Source organism: uncultured Acetobacterium sp. (assembly GCF_927416815.1).
In the GTDB taxonomy this organism is placed as follows: Bacteria; Bacillota; Clostridia; order Eubacteriales; family Eubacteriaceae; genus Acetobacterium.
Genome location: NZ_CAKMJU010000002.1, coordinates 16,692 through 33,657 on the forward strand (window position 1 = coordinate 16,692; position 16,966 = coordinate 33,657).

General features: G+C 43.9%; 18 protein-coding genes and 5 tRNA genes. 21 read left to right on the forward strand and 2 right to left on the reverse strand.

Annotated elements, in window-relative coordinates:
• The first annotated feature begins 6 nt into the window (after window positions 1–6).
• The 18 genes from mazG to dusB all read left to right on the forward strand — a co-directional run bounded on the left by mazG (window position 7) and on the right by dusB (window position 11,518).
• The gene (mazG, locus tag QZ998_RS00085; protein ID WP_296556986.1) at window positions 7–1,479 is read left to right on the forward strand and encodes a nucleoside triphosphate pyrophosphohydrolase; all 1,473 of its coding nucleotides are present in this window, start codon (window positions 7–9) and stop codon (window positions 1,477–1,479) included.
• Window positions 1,480–1,569: 90 nt separating this feature from the next.
• Entirely contained in the window at window positions 1,570–1,857 is a 288-nt protein-coding gene (locus tag QZ998_RS00090; protein ID WP_296556988.1) for an HU family DNA-binding protein, read from the forward strand.
• Window positions 1,858–1,949: 92 nt separating this feature from the next.
• Window positions 1,950–2,189 (forward strand): RNA-binding S4 domain-containing protein, encoded by a 240-nt coding sequence (locus QZ998_RS00095; protein WP_296556989.1) that lies wholly within the window; start codon window positions 1,950–1,952, stop codon window positions 2,187–2,189.
• A 24-nt stretch (window positions 2,190–2,213) separates the two neighbouring features.
• A complete protein-coding gene (locus QZ998_RS00100; protein WP_296556992.1) occupies window positions 2,214–2,570 on the forward strand; it encodes a septum formation initiator family protein in 357 nt (118 codons plus the stop codon).
• Window positions 2,560–3,546, forward strand: a complete 987-nt coding sequence (locus QZ998_RS00105; RefSeq protein ID WP_296556994.1) for a Ppx/GppA phosphatase family protein — start codon at window positions 2,560–2,562, stop codon at window positions 3,544–3,546. The genes QZ998_RS00100 and QZ998_RS00105 overlap by 11 nt, the downstream gene beginning before the upstream one ends.
• 89 nt (window positions 3,547–3,635) lie before the next feature.
• A tRNA-Leu gene (locus QZ998_RS00110) sits at window positions 3,636–3,723 on the forward strand.
• Between the two features lie 57 nt (window positions 3,724–3,780).
• A tRNA-Met gene (locus tag QZ998_RS00115) sits at window positions 3,781–3,857 on the forward strand.
• A gap of 22 nt (window positions 3,858–3,879) precedes the next feature.
• A tRNA-Met gene (locus QZ998_RS00120) sits at window positions 3,880–3,956 on the forward strand.
• A gap of 23 nt (window positions 3,957–3,979) precedes the next feature.
• Window positions 3,980–4,054 (forward strand) — tRNA-Glu (locus QZ998_RS00125).
• Between the two features lie 36 nt (window positions 4,055–4,090).
• Window positions 4,091–4,166: transfer RNA gene (locus QZ998_RS00130), tRNA-Val, on the forward strand.
• Between the two features lie 59 nt (window positions 4,167–4,225).
• Window positions 4,226–5,359, forward strand: a complete 1,134-nt coding sequence (gene tilS, locus QZ998_RS00135) for a tRNA lysidine(34) synthetase TilS (protein ID WP_296556996.1) — start codon at window positions 4,226–4,228, stop codon at window positions 5,357–5,359.
• Between the two features lie 85 nt (window positions 5,360–5,444).
• Window positions 5,445–5,672 (forward strand): tRNA lysidine(34) synthetase TilS, encoded by a 228-nt coding sequence (gene tilS / locus QZ998_RS00140; protein ID WP_296556997.1) that lies wholly within the window; start codon window positions 5,445–5,447, stop codon window positions 5,670–5,672.
• On the forward strand, window positions 5,641–6,177 hold the full coding sequence (hpt, locus tag QZ998_RS00145; RefSeq protein ID WP_296556999.1) for a hypoxanthine phosphoribosyltransferase: 537 nt from the start codon (window positions 5,641–5,643) through the stop codon (window positions 6,175–6,177). The genes tilS (QZ998_RS00140) and hpt overlap by 32 nt, the downstream gene beginning before the upstream one ends.
• Window positions 6,178–6,245: 68 nt before the next feature.
• Window positions 6,246–8,102 carry an ATP-dependent zinc metalloprotease FtsH gene (gene ftsH, locus QZ998_RS00150; RefSeq protein ID WP_296557055.1) on the forward strand — a complete coding sequence of 619 codons (1,857 nt, stop codon included), beginning with the start codon at window positions 6,246–6,248 and terminating at the stop codon, window positions 8,100–8,102.
• 89 nt (window positions 8,103–8,191) lie between these two features.
• Window positions 8,192–8,593 (forward strand): thioesterase family protein, encoded by a 402-nt coding sequence (locus QZ998_RS00155; protein WP_296557001.1) that lies wholly within the window; start codon window positions 8,192–8,194, stop codon window positions 8,591–8,593.
• Between the two features lie 67 nt (window positions 8,594–8,660).
• Window positions 8,661–9,617 carry a methionyl-tRNA formyltransferase gene (fmt, locus tag QZ998_RS00160; protein WP_296557004.1) on the forward strand — a complete coding sequence of 319 codons (957 nt, stop codon included), beginning with the start codon at window positions 8,661–8,663 and terminating at the stop codon, window positions 9,615–9,617.
• Between the two features lie 116 nt (window positions 9,618–9,733).
• On the forward strand, window positions 9,734–10,504 hold the full coding sequence (locus QZ998_RS00165; RefSeq protein WP_296557005.1) for a type III pantothenate kinase: 771 nt from the start codon (window positions 9,734–9,736) through the stop codon (window positions 10,502–10,504).
• Between the two features lie 12 nt (window positions 10,505–10,516).
• Window positions 10,517–11,518, forward strand: coding sequence for a tRNA dihydrouridine synthase DusB (dusB, locus tag QZ998_RS00170; protein WP_296557006.1), 1,002 nt, complete (start codon window positions 10,517–10,519; stop codon window positions 11,516–11,518).
• Between the two features lie 88 nt (window positions 11,519–11,606).
• On the opposite strand, the gene QZ998_RS00175 is transcribed toward dusB, so the two are convergent.
• Together QZ998_RS00175 and QZ998_RS00180 are read right to left on the reverse strand one after the other, a co-directional pair.
• Window positions 11,607–12,905, reverse strand: coding sequence for a folylpolyglutamate synthase/dihydrofolate synthase family protein (locus QZ998_RS00175; RefSeq protein WP_296557007.1), 1,299 nt, complete (start codon window positions 12,903–12,905; stop codon window positions 11,607–11,609).
• A 6-nt stretch (window positions 12,906–12,911) separates the two neighbouring features.
• A complete protein-coding gene (locus QZ998_RS00180; RefSeq protein WP_296557009.1) occupies window positions 12,912–13,487 on the reverse strand; it encodes a 5-formyltetrahydrofolate cyclo-ligase in 576 nt (191 codons plus the stop codon).
• Between the two features lie 199 nt (window positions 13,488–13,686).
• Between QZ998_RS00180 and QZ998_RS00185 the strand changes: the two genes are divergently transcribed.
• The 3 genes from QZ998_RS00185 to QZ998_RS00195 all read left to right on the forward strand — a co-directional run bounded on the left by QZ998_RS00185 (window position 13,687) and on the right by QZ998_RS00195 (window position 16,823).
• Window positions 13,687–14,358 carry a DUF1638 domain-containing protein gene (locus QZ998_RS00185; protein ID WP_296557010.1) on the forward strand — a complete coding sequence of 224 codons (672 nt, stop codon included), beginning with the start codon at window positions 13,687–13,689 and terminating at the stop codon, window positions 14,356–14,358.
• Between the two features lie 32 nt (window positions 14,359–14,390).
• Window positions 14,391–15,035 (forward strand): hemolysin III family protein, encoded by a 645-nt coding sequence (locus tag QZ998_RS00190; protein ID WP_296557012.1) that lies wholly within the window; start codon window positions 14,391–14,393, stop codon window positions 15,033–15,035.
• Window positions 15,036–15,218: 183 nt separating this feature from the next.
• The gene (locus QZ998_RS00195) at window positions 15,219–16,823 is read left to right on the forward strand and encodes a CTP synthase (RefSeq protein WP_296557014.1); all 1,605 of its coding nucleotides are present in this window, start codon (window positions 15,219–15,221) and stop codon (window positions 16,821–16,823) included.
• Window positions 16,824–16,966 lie beyond the last annotated feature (143 nt).

Sequence of the window (16,966 nt, forward strand, 5' to 3'; positions counted from 1 at the left end):
TAAAACATGCACCAAATAGATATAGTCGGTTTGGGGCCGGGCAGTCCGGGCCAGATTACCCTCGAAACATTAGCATTATTAAAAGATCCCAGTCCCAATTTTTTCCGCACCGCGGTTCATCCGGTGATCGCTTTTATTCATGACCAAGCCATCAGATATCAGAGTTTTGATTGCTATTATGAGCAGGAAGGCTCCTTTGAAGCGGTTTACGACAAAATCGTGGCAAAGCTTATTGAAACCGCTAAAACGGTTGAAAAGCTGGTTTATGCGGTTCCTGGCAATCCGCTGTTTGGCGAAAAAACCGTTGAAAAGTTGATTTTAGCTGCGAAGGCAGAAGGGCTCAATTATCGGATTTATCCGGGCGTCAGCTTCGTTGATGTGACCTTGAATAGTCTTGAAGAAGATCCCATTCATGGACTTAAAATTATCGATGCCTTTGATTGCCTCAAAAATCCGCCCAATCCCCGGATTGGGGCGTTAGTGACCCAGGTCTATGACCAGCATATGGCTTCAGAGCTCAAGCTGCAACTAATGGAAATTTATGATCCCGAAAAAAGAGTGATCCTGCTAATCAATTCCGGGATTCCCGGCCATGAAAAAAGAGTGGAAATTTGTCTCTATGAGCTCGATCGGGTGACTGCCATCAATCACTTGACCAGCCTGTATATTCCGGCCGAAAACAAAGCCTATCAGGGATTCCAGGGTACCATTGAGATGATGAAAGCACTGCGAGCTGATGGCGGTTGTTCCTGGGATCGGAGCCAGACCCATGAAAGTCTCAGGAATTATCTGCTTGAAGAGAGTTATGAGGTTTTAGAGGCGATCGAAAATCAGGATTGGGATAATCTGGCAGAAGAATTGGGGGATGTCTTATTTCAAATTGTCTTTCATGCCGAAATTGCCAGTGAGGCTGGTCGCTTTAATATCAACCAGGTAATTGACGGGATCAATGAGAAAATGATCAGACGTCATCCCCATGTTTTTATCGATAAGGAAAGCTTTAATCCCGATCAGGTTGAAACCAACTGGGATGCGATTAAGCGACTAGAAAAAGGTGAGCCAGCAGAATCGTTGGAAAGTCCCGGATTGGCCGCTGAAATGAAAAAAATACCCAAGGCATTGCCCGCCTTAATGGAAGCTTGCAAGGTCCAGAAAAAGGCTGCCAAAGTCGGTTTTGACTGGCCGGATCCAACCGCCGCGCTTAAAAAAATTGATGAGGAAAGCCTCGAATTAAGGGCGGCACTACAGGAAAATAATGCAGAAAAGAGTGCAGAAGAGTTGGGTGACCTGCTTTTTTCAGTCGTTAATGTGTCTCGTTTACTTAACCTTCAGCCGGAAATGGTGCTCAGGAAGGCGACAGAAAAGTTCATTGGACGCTTTGAAAAAATGGAAAAAATTGCGAGTCAAGAGAAAAAATCTTTGAGTGACTATACTTTTGAGCAGTTGGATCAGGCTTGGAATCGCTCAAAAGGGCTTTAGTAGTGGAAAAAACCGAAAAAAGCAAAAAAAACTTGTAATTTACAGGCGAACGCGCGTATAATATTAAAATAGAATACTGGAAACTATCAGATGGAGGAAAAAATGAACAAATCAGAATTAATTGCCCAAATGGCAGAAAAATCGGATTTATCAAAAAAAGATTCAGAGAAAGCATTAGCTGCTTTTTTAGACACTGTGGTAGATGCCTTGAAAAATGGAGACAAGGTATCGTTGGTAGGTTTTGGAACCTTTGAGGTTAGAGAACGTGCAGCTCGTACAGGTCTTAACCCACGCACAAAAGAACCCATCGAAATAGCGGCCTCTAAAGCCCCTGGCTTTAAAGCAGGTAAAGGCTTTAAGGATGAAGTAAATAAGTAAGCAAAGTTACAGAAGCCGGGGCGATGCTCTGGCTTTTTGTTTTATTTAGGGTCTTGTTTTAAGATTTTTGATTTAGAATTGATGAGGGACACATGAGAATTGATAAATTTTTAAAGAATGCCAGAATTATCAAACGTCGGACAGTGGGAAAAGACGCCTGTGATGGGGGTCGGGTTTCCATTAATGATCAGGTCGCTAAACCGGGAGACCAGGTCAAGCCCGGGGATATTATTACCATTCGTTATGGTGATGGAGAACAAAAGGTGGAGGTTCTTTTATTGCTGGAACATGCTCCTAAGGACAAAGCAGCAGAGATGTACCGGGAATTATAAAACCGCTCCGCCGGAAATGAAGAAATGAAGATGAATGAAAAAACCAAAAGTCTGATCAGGCGTCGCATGATCATTGCCTTGGCAATTCTTGTGACAGTGCTGTTTACGGCCTACATCTATCTGGCTAATGCCATAAAAATATTTGAACTGGATCAGCAAAAGCTCCAGATCACCCAAGAAATCGAAAACGAAAAAATAAGAAGCAATCAATTAGACGAACAGGTCAAACAAATGGGCAGCAAAAACTATGTGGAAAATTTTGCCCGCAAATACCTGGGATTATATTATCCTGATGAAACCATAATCATTGTGGAAATCCAGGAAAAAGTTATAAACCAGGAAAATGTGGCAGAAAGCGAGGGGCAAACAGTTGAACAATAAATGCAATAGTGACTTAGATGGGGCTGCATTTGAGCAGAGCGAAATAAAAGAAAAGAAGCGACATCTGGCCGTGATTGATATTGGTACCAATTCGACCCGGATGCTGATCTTTAGAAACGACCAGGGGAATTTGGTGCGGGTTAATAAATCCGTCCGCTATACAAGGATGGGTCAGGGTGTCAATCAAACCGGGCGACTTCATCCCGATGCCGAAAAACGAAATATCGAAGCACTCGAAGAATATAAGAACATCGCTGCCGACTATGAGGTGGAAGAATTTTATTTATTTGGTACGAGTGCCATGCGCGATGCCGATAATACGGCCGCTTATCTTGACGTTGTTAAAGAAAAGTTGGGCTTTGAAATTGAGGTTGTCTCAGGAGAAGCAGAAGCAGAGCTTGGATTTGTTGGGGTGTCGCAGTGCTTTGATGAAAAAATTCTCATTTTTGATATCGGCGGTGGTAGCACCGAATTGATCTATGGCGAAGACAATGAAATAAAAAGAATGATGAGCATCAATCTGGGCTGTGTTCGCTGTACCGAAGAGTATCTTTTTTCTGATCCGCCAACTTTTCAGGAACTGGAGCGGATGAACGAAAGGATTTATGCTGAGTTTGAAAAAAAGACAAAGGGATTTTTGCCGAGCAAGCCCTATAAACTGATCGGTATTGGTGGAACCGCGACCAGTCTTTCGACGATCAAGCAGGAGCTTAAGACCTATTGCAGTGAGATGGTTCATCAGAGTACCATCACCAAAGATGAGCTAGAACAAATGATTGACAGTTTGGCCAGTAAAACCATCAAAGAACGGCAAAATATGGTAGGTCTAGAAGCGAAACGAGCCGACATTATTCTGGCCGGGGCTTTTTTGCTTTTGAATATATTCAAAATTACCGGTGAAAGTGTTTTTACGGTTTGTGATTATGATAACCTTGAGGGCGCAGCCTATCGCCGTTTTGTGATGGAAAATAAATAATAAAATAAATTTCTAAAAAAGCTTGACATTAGGTTTGAATGGGCGTATAATAACACTTGTCCCTCGAGCAAGGGGACAGACGAAAAAGTGCCGGGGTGGCGGAACTGGCAGACGCACAGGACTTAAAATCCTGCGGTCCTTTCGACCGTACCGGTTCGATTCCGGTCCTCGGCACCACTTTTTTAATGATCACTTTTTAAAATGATCACATTAAACTTGCTCAATTAATTATATCGCGGGATGGAGCAGCTTGGTAGCTCGTCGGGCTCATAACCCGGAGGTCGTAGGTTCAAATCCTGCTCCCGCAACCAAATTTACAAATTCTTTTTTCATGGCGGCGTAGCTCAGTTGGCTAGAGCATACGGTTCATACCCGTAGTGTCAGCGGTTCGACTCCGTTCGCCGCTACCATAAAAAAATTCATACTTATCTGTGGCCCCTTGGTCAAGCGGTTAAGACACCGCCCTTTCACGGCGGTAACAGGGGTTCGAGTCCCCTAGGGGTCACCACTTGTTTGCATGAATTGATAATACCAGTATTTTCGTGGTCGCATAGCTCAGCTGGGAGAGCACCTGCCTTACAAGCAGGGGGTCACAGGTTCGAGCCCTGTTGCGACCACCATTTTTTATTTATAGAGTATTTATAGAGTGAGTTGAAGAATTTGTTGAAGTGGTGAAGCCATGGAGAAAAAAGTAATTCAGTATATTGAAGAACAGGGAATTTTAGAGGCTGGCGATCATGTTCTCATCGGCGTATCCGGGGGAGCAGATTCGCTGGCTTTGTTGTATTTTTTGGACAAATTTGCTGACCGATTTCAAATTTCGATTGGCGTCGCGCATCTTCACCATGGTCTTCGGGGTCAGGCAGCTGATGCCGATGAAGCGTTTGTGAGAAACTTTTGTCAGGATCGAAACATTCCTTTTTTCTCAAGGCAACGGAATATCCAGGAGATTTCCCGAACTGAAAAGATTTCTGTTGAAGAGGCTGGCCGCAAAGAGCGTTACGATTTTTTTATGGCCATCGCCGAGCAGCATCGCTATAACCGGATTGCGATGGGTCACCATATCAATGACCAGGCCGAAACGATGCTGATGCGGCTGATTCGGGGCACCGGCGTAAAGGGTGTGTCGGGCATTAAATCCAGTCGCGACAATTTATATATCCGACCCTTTCTCTGTCTTCAAAAAAAAGAAATCCTGGAGTATTGTGAAATTCACAAACTGGCCTTTCGAACGGATGCCAGTAATTTTCAAAGAGATTATACCCGCAACAAAATTCGCCTGGATATTATGCCGATGATTTTAGAGGTTAATCCCAAAGCCGAAGTCCATTTTAACGAATTTACAAAAATTGCCAATGAATACGAGGCATTTTTTGAGAAATATGTGGATCAGATCGAAGCCCAGATTCTGACCGCTAAAGAGAAGATGGTGTTGATTGACCGTGATTTGTGGTTAAATGAAGAGGCGGTCGTTCAGAAAGAAATATTGCGGCGGTCGATTTTTAAATTTAAGGGTAGTTTAAAGGAAATTGAGTACAATCATATCACTGCTCTAAGTAGTTTACTAAAGAGCAATAAAACGATATGGGAAATCCACTTTCCTAATAAGGTTCAAGTAACCCGCCGTTATCATCGGGTTATGGTGACAGAAAAACAAGAAGTTAAGGACGACATGATCGTTCCGAAACGGATTCACCCAAATAAAACCTATATTTTTTCGAAGGAACACCTGATTATTGAAACAGCGTTGATTAGTCAGGATGATTTTAGAAAAAAAAGGTGTTTTTTTTTCCAAAGAAATAGAAAATCATAGTGAAAAATATTTTGATTATGATAAAATAAAGGGCAGATTGATTTTGCGTAGCCGGCGATCGGGCGATTATTTTTACCCCGCTGGTATGGCAGGAAAGAAATCCATAAAAAAATATTATATCGATAAAAAAGTCGACCGGAATCGAAGAAATGAAATTCCGCTGTTGGTGATCGATAACGAAGTGTTGTGGATTCTCGGTCATGCGATCAATCAGCGATTTCTGGCCGATGATGATTCAAAAAATATAATTAGGGTAACATACCTTATGTTAGGAGAAAAGTGTGATAGCCGATATTCAGGAAATTTTGGTTGATGAAAAGGCATTAGAAAAACGTGTCGCAGAACTTGGAGAAAAGATTACCGAAGATTACCGGGAGAAATACCCCATCTTGATTGGAGTCTTGAAAGGATCGTCAGTTTTTATGGCAGATTTAATCAGAAAGATTCCAATTCCGCTGGAGATTGACTTTTTAAAAGCATCCAGCTATGGGGCTGAAGCACGCAGTTCGGGAGAAATTAAGCTGGAGGCCGATTTATCGATGGATGTTAAAGGCCGTAGTATTTTGCTGATTGAAGATATTGTTGATACCGGCAATACCCTGAAATATTTATTGAACCGCTTTGCAGCTCTAGGAGCCAAAGATGTCAAGGTTTGTTCGTTGCTGGATAAGCCGGAACGTCGCGAACAGCGGGTCATTGCCGATTATATCGGTTTTGAAATACCCAATGAGTTTGTGGTTGGGTATGGTTTGGATTATGCCCAAAAGTATCGAAACCTCCCATTTATCGGAATTTTAAAACGAGAAGTATATGAATAAGTATAGCAGAGCAATGAAAAAAAATACGAAATTGAGAGGAGTGATGTTTTTTGAATAAATACCTTAAGATGATCGGGTTTTATTTAGTAATTCTATTAATCATAATTGTTGCGGTAACCTTTTTAAACCCGATGAAGGAAGAGGTTAAAACCATTGTTTATAGCGAGTTGCTCACTGAACTAAAGAATAATCAGGTCACTGAGATTGAAATAAACAATTCCAATGTCACTGGTGTTTTGCGAAACGGAGAAACATTTGAGGCGGTGGTTCCCCAATATGTAATTGATGAGCAGGTAACACCTTATATTTATGAGAATGATGTTAAGGTAACCATTACCAAACAGCAGGATTCCTGGTGGATTTCATTAATTCCATCGGTGGTACTGATCGTTTTAATGGTGGTGTTTTTCCTCGTCTTCAGCCAACAGGCTGGCGGCGGCGGCGGTAAGGTGATGTCCTTTGGAAAGAGTCGGGCAAAGCTTCACGTTGAGGGAGAAACCAAGGTGACCTTTAAAAACGTCGCCGGTGCGGATGAGGAGAAAGAAGAACTTGAAGAGGTTGTTGATTTCTTAAAGGCACCGGATCGTTATCGTAAACTGGGTGCCCGGATACCTAAGGGAATCTTATTAGTCGGCCCTCCGGGAACCGGGAAAACGCTTCTGGCGAGAGCGGTGGCTGGGGAAGCGGCGGTACCGTTTTTCACCATCAGTGGTTCGGATTTCGTGGAGATGTTTGTCGGGGTCGGTGCTTCTCGAGTGCGAGACCTTTTTGAAAATGCCAAGAAAAACGCCCCCTGTATTATTTTTATTGATGAAATTGATGCGGTCGGTCGTCATCGTGGCGCTGGCCTCGGCGGCGGACATGATGAACGGGAACAAACCCTGAATCAATTGCTGGTTGAAATGGATGGATTTGGAGTAAACGAGGGGATTATCATTATTGCCGCGACCAACCGGCCTGATATCCTTGATCCGGCGCTATTGAGACCGGGACGTTTTGACCGACAGGTTACGGTGGGCGTACCGGATGTAAAAGGTCGGGAAGAAATTCTCAATGTTCATAAAAAAGATAAACCTCTGGCGCCAGAAGTAGAATTGGGCATCATTGCCAAAGGAACGCCAGGCTTTACCGGAGCTGATCTGGAAAATCTGATGAACGAAGCGGCACTATTGACCGCCAGACATAATGGTAAATTTATCACCATGACCGAGCTGGAAGAAGCCATTAAACGGGTTATTGCCGGCCCTGAAAAGAAAAGCAAGGTGATCAATCAGGATGATTTACATATCACCGCCTATCACGAAGCCGGCCACGCGATTGTTATGCATCTGCTACCCAATTGCGAGTCGGTTCATGAGATTTCGATTATCCCTCGGGGCATGGCAGCAGGTTATACTCTGTCACTACCGGACGATGATCGTCAGCATATGAGTAAAAGTAAATTATTAGAAAATATTTGCGGTTTGCTAGGCGGACGGGCAGCTGAAAAGATTGCCCTGGATGATATCTGCACCGGCGCCAGCAATGACATTGAACGAGCCACCCGGATTGCCAGAAGCATGGTAACCGAGTGGGGCATGAGTGAGCATCTGGGACCAATGACTTTTGGACATCCCGAAAGCGGCGAAGTATTTCTGGGTCGCGACCTGGGAAGATCGCGTAATTACAGTGAAGAGGTTGCTGCTGTTATCGATAAGGAGATCCGCACCATTGTCGAAAATGCCTTTGATCGAGCCTGCGCGATTCTCGAAACCCATCAGGAAAAGCTGGAAGAAGTTGCTACCCGCCTGCTCAGAGACAAAACCGTAACTGGTCAAGAATTTAGAGCCTTGTTCGAAGAGTTGCCAGCAGAAGAGCAGCCAGAAGAAGAGCAGCTAGAAGACGAAAAAATGGTTGAAGTTGCGATTGAAGCCGAAATTGAATAATTAGTATAGAGAAAGCCGTTAATATAACGGCTTTTTTTAAAAGATGATATAGAATAATAAAATCAAATTATCAAGAGTGAGGGATTAAAATGGAAGAGTTCAGAGTAGGAACCTGTTATGAGAAAAGTTTCTTTATCAATAAAGAAGATACCGCATTAGCACTCGGAAGTGGTGGCGAAGAAGTATTGGCTACCCCTCGTTTAGTGGCATGGATGGAAAATACCGCATTTGAAGGCCTTGATATTTCATTGCCAGAAGAAAACACAACCGTGGGAACCCATATTGATTTAAAACACATTGCAGCTTCTCCGGTTGGGATGGAAATTAACGTTCGCGCGAAACTGGTCAATCATGAGAAAAGAGCCTTGAATTTTGAGATTGAAGCATGGGATAAAACCGAAAAAATCGGTGAAGCAAGCCATCAGCGTTTTATTGTCGAAAGAAAGCGTTTTATCGAAAAAGTACAAAAAAAAGCCGGGATTAATAACTGAATTTCACATTCTTGGGTATAACATTAAATGTATAGTAGCAAAAAAATAGTAACAGGAGGTGCTTTGAATGAAAATCATTTTGATTGGACAGGCTCTCTTTGGAAAAGACTGTCTGGAAGCCTTGATAGAGCAGGGTGAAGAAGTAGTTGGTGTGATGACGATTCCCGATGATCCGACCGGAAAACCCAATCCACTAAAGGCGTTCGCAGCTGAAAAAAATATTCCGATATTTCAACCGCCAGGAAAAAGTCCCAACCGCCTTAAAGACCCGCAGGTGATCGAAATTGCCAAGGATTTAAAACCGGATCTATTTGTGCTGGCTTTTGTTAGTGACATCATACCCTACACGGTCATAAAAATGGCCAAACAGGGAGCGATCAATTACCATCCGTCACTGTTACCAAAATATCGGGGTGGTTCGGCAATTAACTGGGCAATAATAAATGGTGAACATCAAACCGGTGTGACAATCCACTATGTTGATGAGGGCGTTGATTCTGGAGATATTATTCTTCAGGAAAAAGTCACCATTACTCCAACAGATACAGTCGGTTCAGTTTATTATGACCAGCTATACCCATTAGGGGTAAGGCTGATTGCTGAGGCAGTCGAGCTGATTCGTAAGGGAATCGCACCGCGAATACCGCAAGACCAAAAAAAAGCGACATATCAACCGATAATTACTGAAAATGATGTGGCAATTGACTGGCATGATTCATCAGAGACGATTGTGAATTTGATTCGCGGCGCTAATCCTTCACCTGGAGCGCATACAGTTTTTCGCAGCCAAAAACTCAAAATTTGGGAGGCTCAAATTTTTGAATCCAGTCTGGAATCCGATCCCGGTGAAGTCGGTCAAGTAATTAACGAGCAGGGCTTTACAGTTGGGACAGCTAATGGTAGCATACTGATAAAGAAGGTGCAGGATCAGGGAAAGAAAAAAGTATCGGCAGCCCAATTTGCCGAAGCGTTAAACATAAAATCCGGTGAATATCTGCTTTCATCAATGAGCCGAGCGGACTGAGATGAGATCAACTTAAAGCGGGGAACGTTCTATTGCGCAACGTATAAAAACAAACACTGAGGGCTAAGGTCGGGGTGCTTTTGTAATAGCGAAACATAGGGATAGTAGGAGGAAAAATGATTCTAGGGATTGATGTCGGAAATACAAATACAGAACTGGCAGTGCTGGTTGGGGATGATATCCCCTATTCCTGGCGCTTTGTCACTAAAACACCGCGAACCTCAGATGAGTATGGGGTGCTGATTAAATCCTTTTTCAGAAACTCGGGAATATCGGTTGAAGTAGTCACTAGTGTGATCATTGCTTCAGTGGTACCAAACATCATGTATTCACTGACCAATGGAATCAAGAAATATATTGGTGTTGAACCGATGGTGGTGGGGCCGGGAATCAAGACCGGGATGCCCATTAACACCTCGGATCCGTCGGAAGTCGGAGCAGACCGGATTGTCGATGCGGTAGCGGCCTATAACATCTACGGTGGCCCGGTGATCGTGACTGACTTTGGCACAGCAACCACCTTCGATTATGTCACGAGTGATGGTGCCTTTGCAGCAGCGGTGACCACCCCGGGGATTCAGATTTCAATCGATGCCTTATGGAAGAATGCCGCCAAGCTACCTAACATTGAAATTAAAAAACCACCCTCAATATTGGCTAGAGATACAGTTACCAGTATGCAGGCTGGTTTGGTTTATGGTTATATCGGTCAGGTTGAGTACATCATCGAACAAATCAAAAAAGAAACTGGGATCAGCGATATGAAGGTGGTGGCAACCGGTGGATATGGCCGACTGTTTTACCAGGAAACGAAATCCATCACGGTTTATGACCCGCAACTGTCACTTAAAGGGCTGAAGATTATCCACGATAAAAATTTTAGGTAAACAGGTCAAGCGATGAACATAGAATTAAAAACAGAACAAAGCAATAAATCACTTAAAATTGGGGACGTTTCAATTGAAACCCCTCTTTTTTTAGGACCGCTGGCCGGTTATACCAACCTGCCCTTTCGGCTGATCGCCAAAGAATTTGGAGCTGGTCTAGTCTTTTCAGAAATGATTAGTGGCAAGGGTCTGTATTATAAGGATCATAAGACGGCTGATTTAATGCTGACCTGTAAGGATGAAGCGCCAGCAGGTATTCAACTGTTCGGATCCGATCCGGATATTCTGGCAGAGGTTGTTAGCCAGTATATCAATGCCACTGACTATGCTTTTTTAGATTTCAATGCCGGCTGTCCGGCTCCTAAGATTACTAAAAACGGCGAAGGTTCGGCCTTGCTAAAGACCCCGGAGCTATTTTTTGAAGTCGTTAGAGCACTGGCACAAGCGTCAGACAAGCCCCTGATTGTTAAAACCAGAATCGGCTGGGATGATCAGAGCATCAATATCCGGGCAATCGCTGAAGGGGTCGAGGAAGCCGGTGCGGCGGCCTTAACCATTCATGGACGTACCCGCGAAGCTTATTATTCGGGCTCGGCCGACTGGGAAATTATTGCTGAGGTCAAGAAAAATGCTGGAATTCCGATTATTTTAAACGGCGATATCAACAGCGGTGAAGCGGCTCAAAAAGCGCTCGAATTGACCGGAGTGGACGGCTTGATGGTTGGCCGGGCAGCGATTGGCAATCCCTTTATTTTTCGCGAGATCAACCATTATTTAAAGACTGGTGAAGCCTTGGGAAAAGCAACTCCGGCAGAGCGGGTCGCGGTTGCGATCCGCCATCTTGACTTGCTGGCGCTGCTTAAAAATGAAGACGCCGGGCTGCGCGAAATGCGCAAGCATCTGGCCGCTTATACCAAGGGGCTTGATCATGCCACGGTGATCAGAAATGCGCTTTTTCATGCGCCCGATAAAGAAGCGGTGATCCGACTGCTGACCAGCGCGCTGAAAGAATAAAAGCAGAGTAATAGCATAGAAAAAGGGGCGATCCGTGATCGCCCCTTTTTTATGCGTTAAGGGTTACAATGTAAGAAAATTAATTTTCTTACAACAAATGTTTTCGAATCAAACTCCGGGCTTCACCAATCATGTAAAGTGAGCCGACAAAAACATTGACCTCATCGCTTTTGGTCAGATCGATGCTTTTGATCGCCTCCTCGATGGTATCGTAGAAGTCGACACTTTTTCCGTAGCTATCTTGAATCAGGGCGGCCATTTTTTCAGCTGGCATGGCGCGGTCACTGTTAGGGGTTAGGGTATGAATGGTGCTGGCGACGGGAACCAGATAAGATAGCGATTCTTCGATATCTTTATCTTCCAGCATCCCAAAAAACAAGTTGATGATGCGGTTAGGGAAATACTGGTTCATATTACGGACAAAGGCCTGAATGCCGTTGCTGTTATGGGCTCCGTCAATCAGAACGACCGGCTTTTCAAGGAAGATTTCAAAACGTCCAGGAAAAACAACTGCCGCCAATGCTTTTTTAATCTGACTCGAACTGACCGGGTAACCCTTACGGATAAGCAGGGCAATTACTTCCAGTGCCGTGAGGCAGTTTAGTGATTGGTGATCGCCGAGGAGTTTTAAGGAAAAACCATCAAGATAAAGATGATCGCCCTGGTATTTGAGGGTTTGGTTGTGGGTGGTATGGCTGAGTATCGAAATATCATCGGGGTTAACCAAAACGACATTGGCATTTTTGGAGGCACCAAAATCCAGGATAACCTTTAAGGCTTCCGGTTCCTGGGGATAAACAATGACATCGGAGCCTTCCTTGATAATCGCGGCCTTTTCATAAGCGATTTTAGCCAGGGTGTTTCCCAGGTAATCGCTATGGTCATTACTGACGCCCATAATCACAACCGCCAGCGGATCTTTGATGATATTGGTGGCGTCAAGTCGTCCGCCCAGACCAACTTCAAGAACGACAAAATCGACCCTTTGTTGGAAAAAATATTGTAGTCCTACCGCGGTAACCATTTCAAATTCGGTGGGATGGGGTTCGCCCTCTTCCATCAGGGCTTCAATCCGTTCCTTAACAAAAATGGTCGCAGCAACCAGACTGTCATCATCAATGGGTTGGTTATTTAATTGAATCCGTTCGTTAAAGGCTTCCAGAAAGGGCGAGGTAAACAAACCGGTTTTGTATCCGGCGGTTGTTAAGATGGTGGCGATCATCGTCGAGGTAGACCCTTTTCCATTGGTGCCGGCAATGTGAATAAACTTGAGCTTATCCTGGGGATTGCCCATCGCATCCAGTAACCGGCCCATACTTTCCAGACCCAGTCGGGTGCCAAACTTGTGCGTTGCTTCAATGTAGCGGATGGCTTCGGTAACGTTCATTTTAAATCAGGCCTCCTGGATCGGACAGCAATTGACACATTTTTCAGTAACCATGAACTGGACACTTTTGTCATGCGCTTCCATCGGGATTGTATCAAAAATAAAGTCTTCCCGGATCAGCGCAACAGTGATACAGTCGTCATTGATAGTTTCTAGAAAGCGGTCATAATAGCCGCCGCCAAAACCCATTCGGTGTCCGGAGGGCGAGAAGGCACAACCGGGAACCATCACCAGATCAAGTTTTTTGGGGTCAACAATCCGCATGCATTCTTCACGAACTTCTAAGATTCCGTAATGGCCTTCTTCCAGATCGTCGGGGAAATTGATCAGCTCTGACAGGGTGACTGTATGATCTTCGATGTTACAGATCGGAACGACCACGTGTTTACCATCGGCTAAGGCGCGTTTGATAAAATCATGGGTATAGATTTCGGTTCCAAAGCTGACATAGGCCATAATCCAGTCGGCATTTTTATAAAGATCACTATCTTGGAATTGTTCGATAATTTTAGCATCGGTGTCAGCACAGTAAATTTTTTTACGACGTGCCAGAATTTCTTTTCGAAATAAACTTTTATCCATTTTATTCTCCTAATATTAAGATTGATTGACGTTGCTATTATAACATAAAGTCGCTTATTGACAAAAAATTATCGAGGGGAAATTTTATCTGAAATTTTCCTTGAAAACAAAGGAATCTTGGTTATACTGGATATAGTGCAGAAAAATAGTACATAAATAATACTCTTAGTAGAGTAAATGGAAAAAAGGTGTAAAATAAATGAAGAGATTATTAATCGCTTGTGAAACCATCCGCGATGAGGTCGAAATGGCATTGCAACGAACCGGCGTGGAAGTGGATACGGTCTGGATGTCGAATCTCCTCCATGACTCCCCAGAACGACTCAAAAATGCCCTTCAGGAAGAAATTGATAAAGCTGAAGCAGGCTATGACCAGCTCTTGTTTGCCTATGGCAACTGCGGCAACGGGCTGTTGGGTTTAAAAAGCGACAAGGCCACCCTGATTATTCCCCGCTACGGCGATTGCATCGATATCCTGCTCTCAGAAAAGGAAAACCTTGAGCGGATCCGGACATCCACCTATTTCTTAACTCAGGGATGGTTAAAGGGCGAAAAATCGCTTGATAAGGAATTCCAGCACAATCTCGAAAAATATGGCGAAAGACGGGCCAGGCGGGTTATGAACATGATGTTTAAAAATTATAAAAACCTGATGCTCATCGATACTGGGGCCTACCCGGTGGATCAGCATCTTCCCCGGGTGAACGATATCGGTGAACTGATTGATTTAGAGGTGGTGGTCGAGCAGGGCAGCATTTCACCGCTGGAAAAACTGGTAACTGGCCAATGGCAAGAAGGCTTTTGTATTATTCCCCCGGGTCAGGCGACTACCCATCAAGATTTTGAGGGTGTGGCGGTAAGAAAAGCGTAAATCAACGATTGCGAAATGGAGAGGACAAAAGTATGAATCATTTTAGAGAACCAATGAATGCGTTAACCCATTTAATCGGAGCGGTTTTATCCGTGTTTGGTATCATTGCGATGCTCTTTTTAATCATCGCTAGTGATAATGTGACCCCATTGACCGTGGTTTCGGTGTTGGCCTTTGGGGTGGGATTGGTCTGCCTCTATGGCACCAGCTTTACCTATCATGCCGCTCAGGGGGATCAGCAAAAAATTCTGCATCTGAAAAAATTGGATCATGCGATGATCTTTATTCTGATCGCCGGCACCTACACCCCGTTTTGCCTGTTGTGTCTGACCGGAACGATGCGGGTAGCGATGATGGTGGCGATCTGGGGCGTCGCGCTGATCGGGATTGTTCTTAAAGTAGCCTGGATCACGATGCCCCGCTGGCTGGGAACCGGACTCTATATTTTTCAGGGCTGGTTTGCCCTTTTTGTTTTGGGACCGCTCTATCAAGCCTTGCCGTTACCAGGGTTTATGTTGTTGGTTGGCGGCGGGGTGATGTACACGATTGGCGGGGTCATCTATGCCATCAAAAAACCGAATTTTAGTGAAATATTTGGTTTTCATGAATTGTTTCATATTTTTGTAATCTTAGGTTCTCTTTGTCATTTTATTTGTATTTTTTTCTTTATTCTTTAAGAAAAAAATGGTATTATAAAAAAATTGTTATTAAAATCAAAATTCTTATTGTATTAAAAAAAAAAACTGTTAAACTAGTAGTATTGTTAATTGCATCACTGCAAAAAAAAAACTCATTTTTTGTAGTGATTTTTTTGTTGGAATAATCAAGAAAATGTAAAAGAAAAAGGAGCCTGTAAATTAATGCAAACAAAGTATATTTTTGTCACTGGTGGTGTGGTATCTTCTTTAGGAAAGGGCATTACAAGTGCTTCATTGGGTCGCTTGCTGAAGTCTAGAGGCTTGAAGGTCTCGATCCAGAAATTTGATCCCTATTTAAACTTCGATCCCGGAACCATGAGTCCTTATCAGCATGGAGAGGTTTTTGTCACCGATGACGGAGCCGAAACGGATTTGGATCTTGGTCACTACGAACGGTTCACCGATGAAAACCTGTCTAAATTCAGCAACGTCACCACCGGAAAAGTATATTGGAATGTCATCTCAAAAGAACGTCGGGGCGATTATCTGGGCGGCACTGTTCAGGTTATTCCTCATATTACCGACGAAATAAAAGATGGCATTCTGCGCGTCACCGATTACAGCCATCCGGATGTGGTGATCACCGAAATTGGCGGAACCGTTGGCGACATCGAAAGCCTGCCCTATCTGGAAGCAATCCGGCAATTCAAGGGGGATCTGGGGGCTGAAAATGTCTTGTACATCCATGTTACCCTGCTGCCCTATCTGGGAAAGGCGGGCGAACTAAAAACCAAACCAACCCAGCATTCCGTTAAGGAACTCCGGAGTATTGGGATTCAGCCGGATATTATTGTGCTTCGATCTGAAAAAGAAGTCGATGACAGTTTGAAAGGAAAAATATCGCTGTTCTGTAATGTTGATAAAAAATCCGTGGTTGTTAATATGGATGCGGCAGAACTTTACGAAGTGCCATTGATGCTTGAAAAAGAAGGTCTGGCTGAATTGGTTTGCGAAAAACTCCATATCGAGTGTAACGAACCAGAACTGAGCGAATGGAAAGACCTGGTTAAAAAAGCCAAAAGCCTGGAAAACAAAGTTACTATTGGTCTGGTCGGAAAATATGTAGAACTTCACGACGCCTATCTGTCGGTAGCGGAAGCGCTCCGTCATGGTGGAATTGGTAATAACTCCGAGGTTGTCATCAAATGGATTCACTCCGAAGACATCAACGAAGAAAATGTTGACCGGGTGCTCAAAGATCTCGATGGCATCCTTGTGCCCGGAGGCTTTGGCCATCGCGGGGTGGAAGGTAAGATTCACGCGATTGAATATGCCAGAGAACACCAGATCCCCTTCTTAGGCCTCTGCTTGGGTCTGCAGTTGGCGGTCATCGAATTTGCCAGAAACGTGGCCGGACTGGCCGGTGCTCATAGTATCGAGCTGGATCCAGAAACTGCTTATCCCGTCATCAATCTGATGGAAGAACAGAAAAAAATCATTGATATGGGTGGCACCATGCGTTTGGGATTATACCCCTGTGAATTACTAGAAGGTTCAAAAGCTCGTGAAGCCTATGGTGAAAAAAACATTAGCGAACGACATCGTCATCGCTATGAGGTCAATGATGATTTCATTACGCAACTTGAAGAAAAGGGGTTGGTATTCTCAGGAATGTCTCCTGATCGGGTGCTTGTTGAAATGATTGAAATTAAAGATCATCCCTGGTTTGTCGCTACTCAGGCCCATCCTGAGTTTAAATCCCGTCCCAATAAACCCCATCCCTTGTTTTTGAGCTTCGTTAAAGCTGCTTTGACCACCAAAAAATAGTCGATAAAAAAATCGAGATCCTAGATCTTGATTTTTTTTATGGGATGACATACAAGATATGCCAACAAGAAAACTGTGGATAACTTTAAGTTTGTGGATAATATTTTCATAAAACTGTGGATAACTTTGGTTTCCCCTGTGGA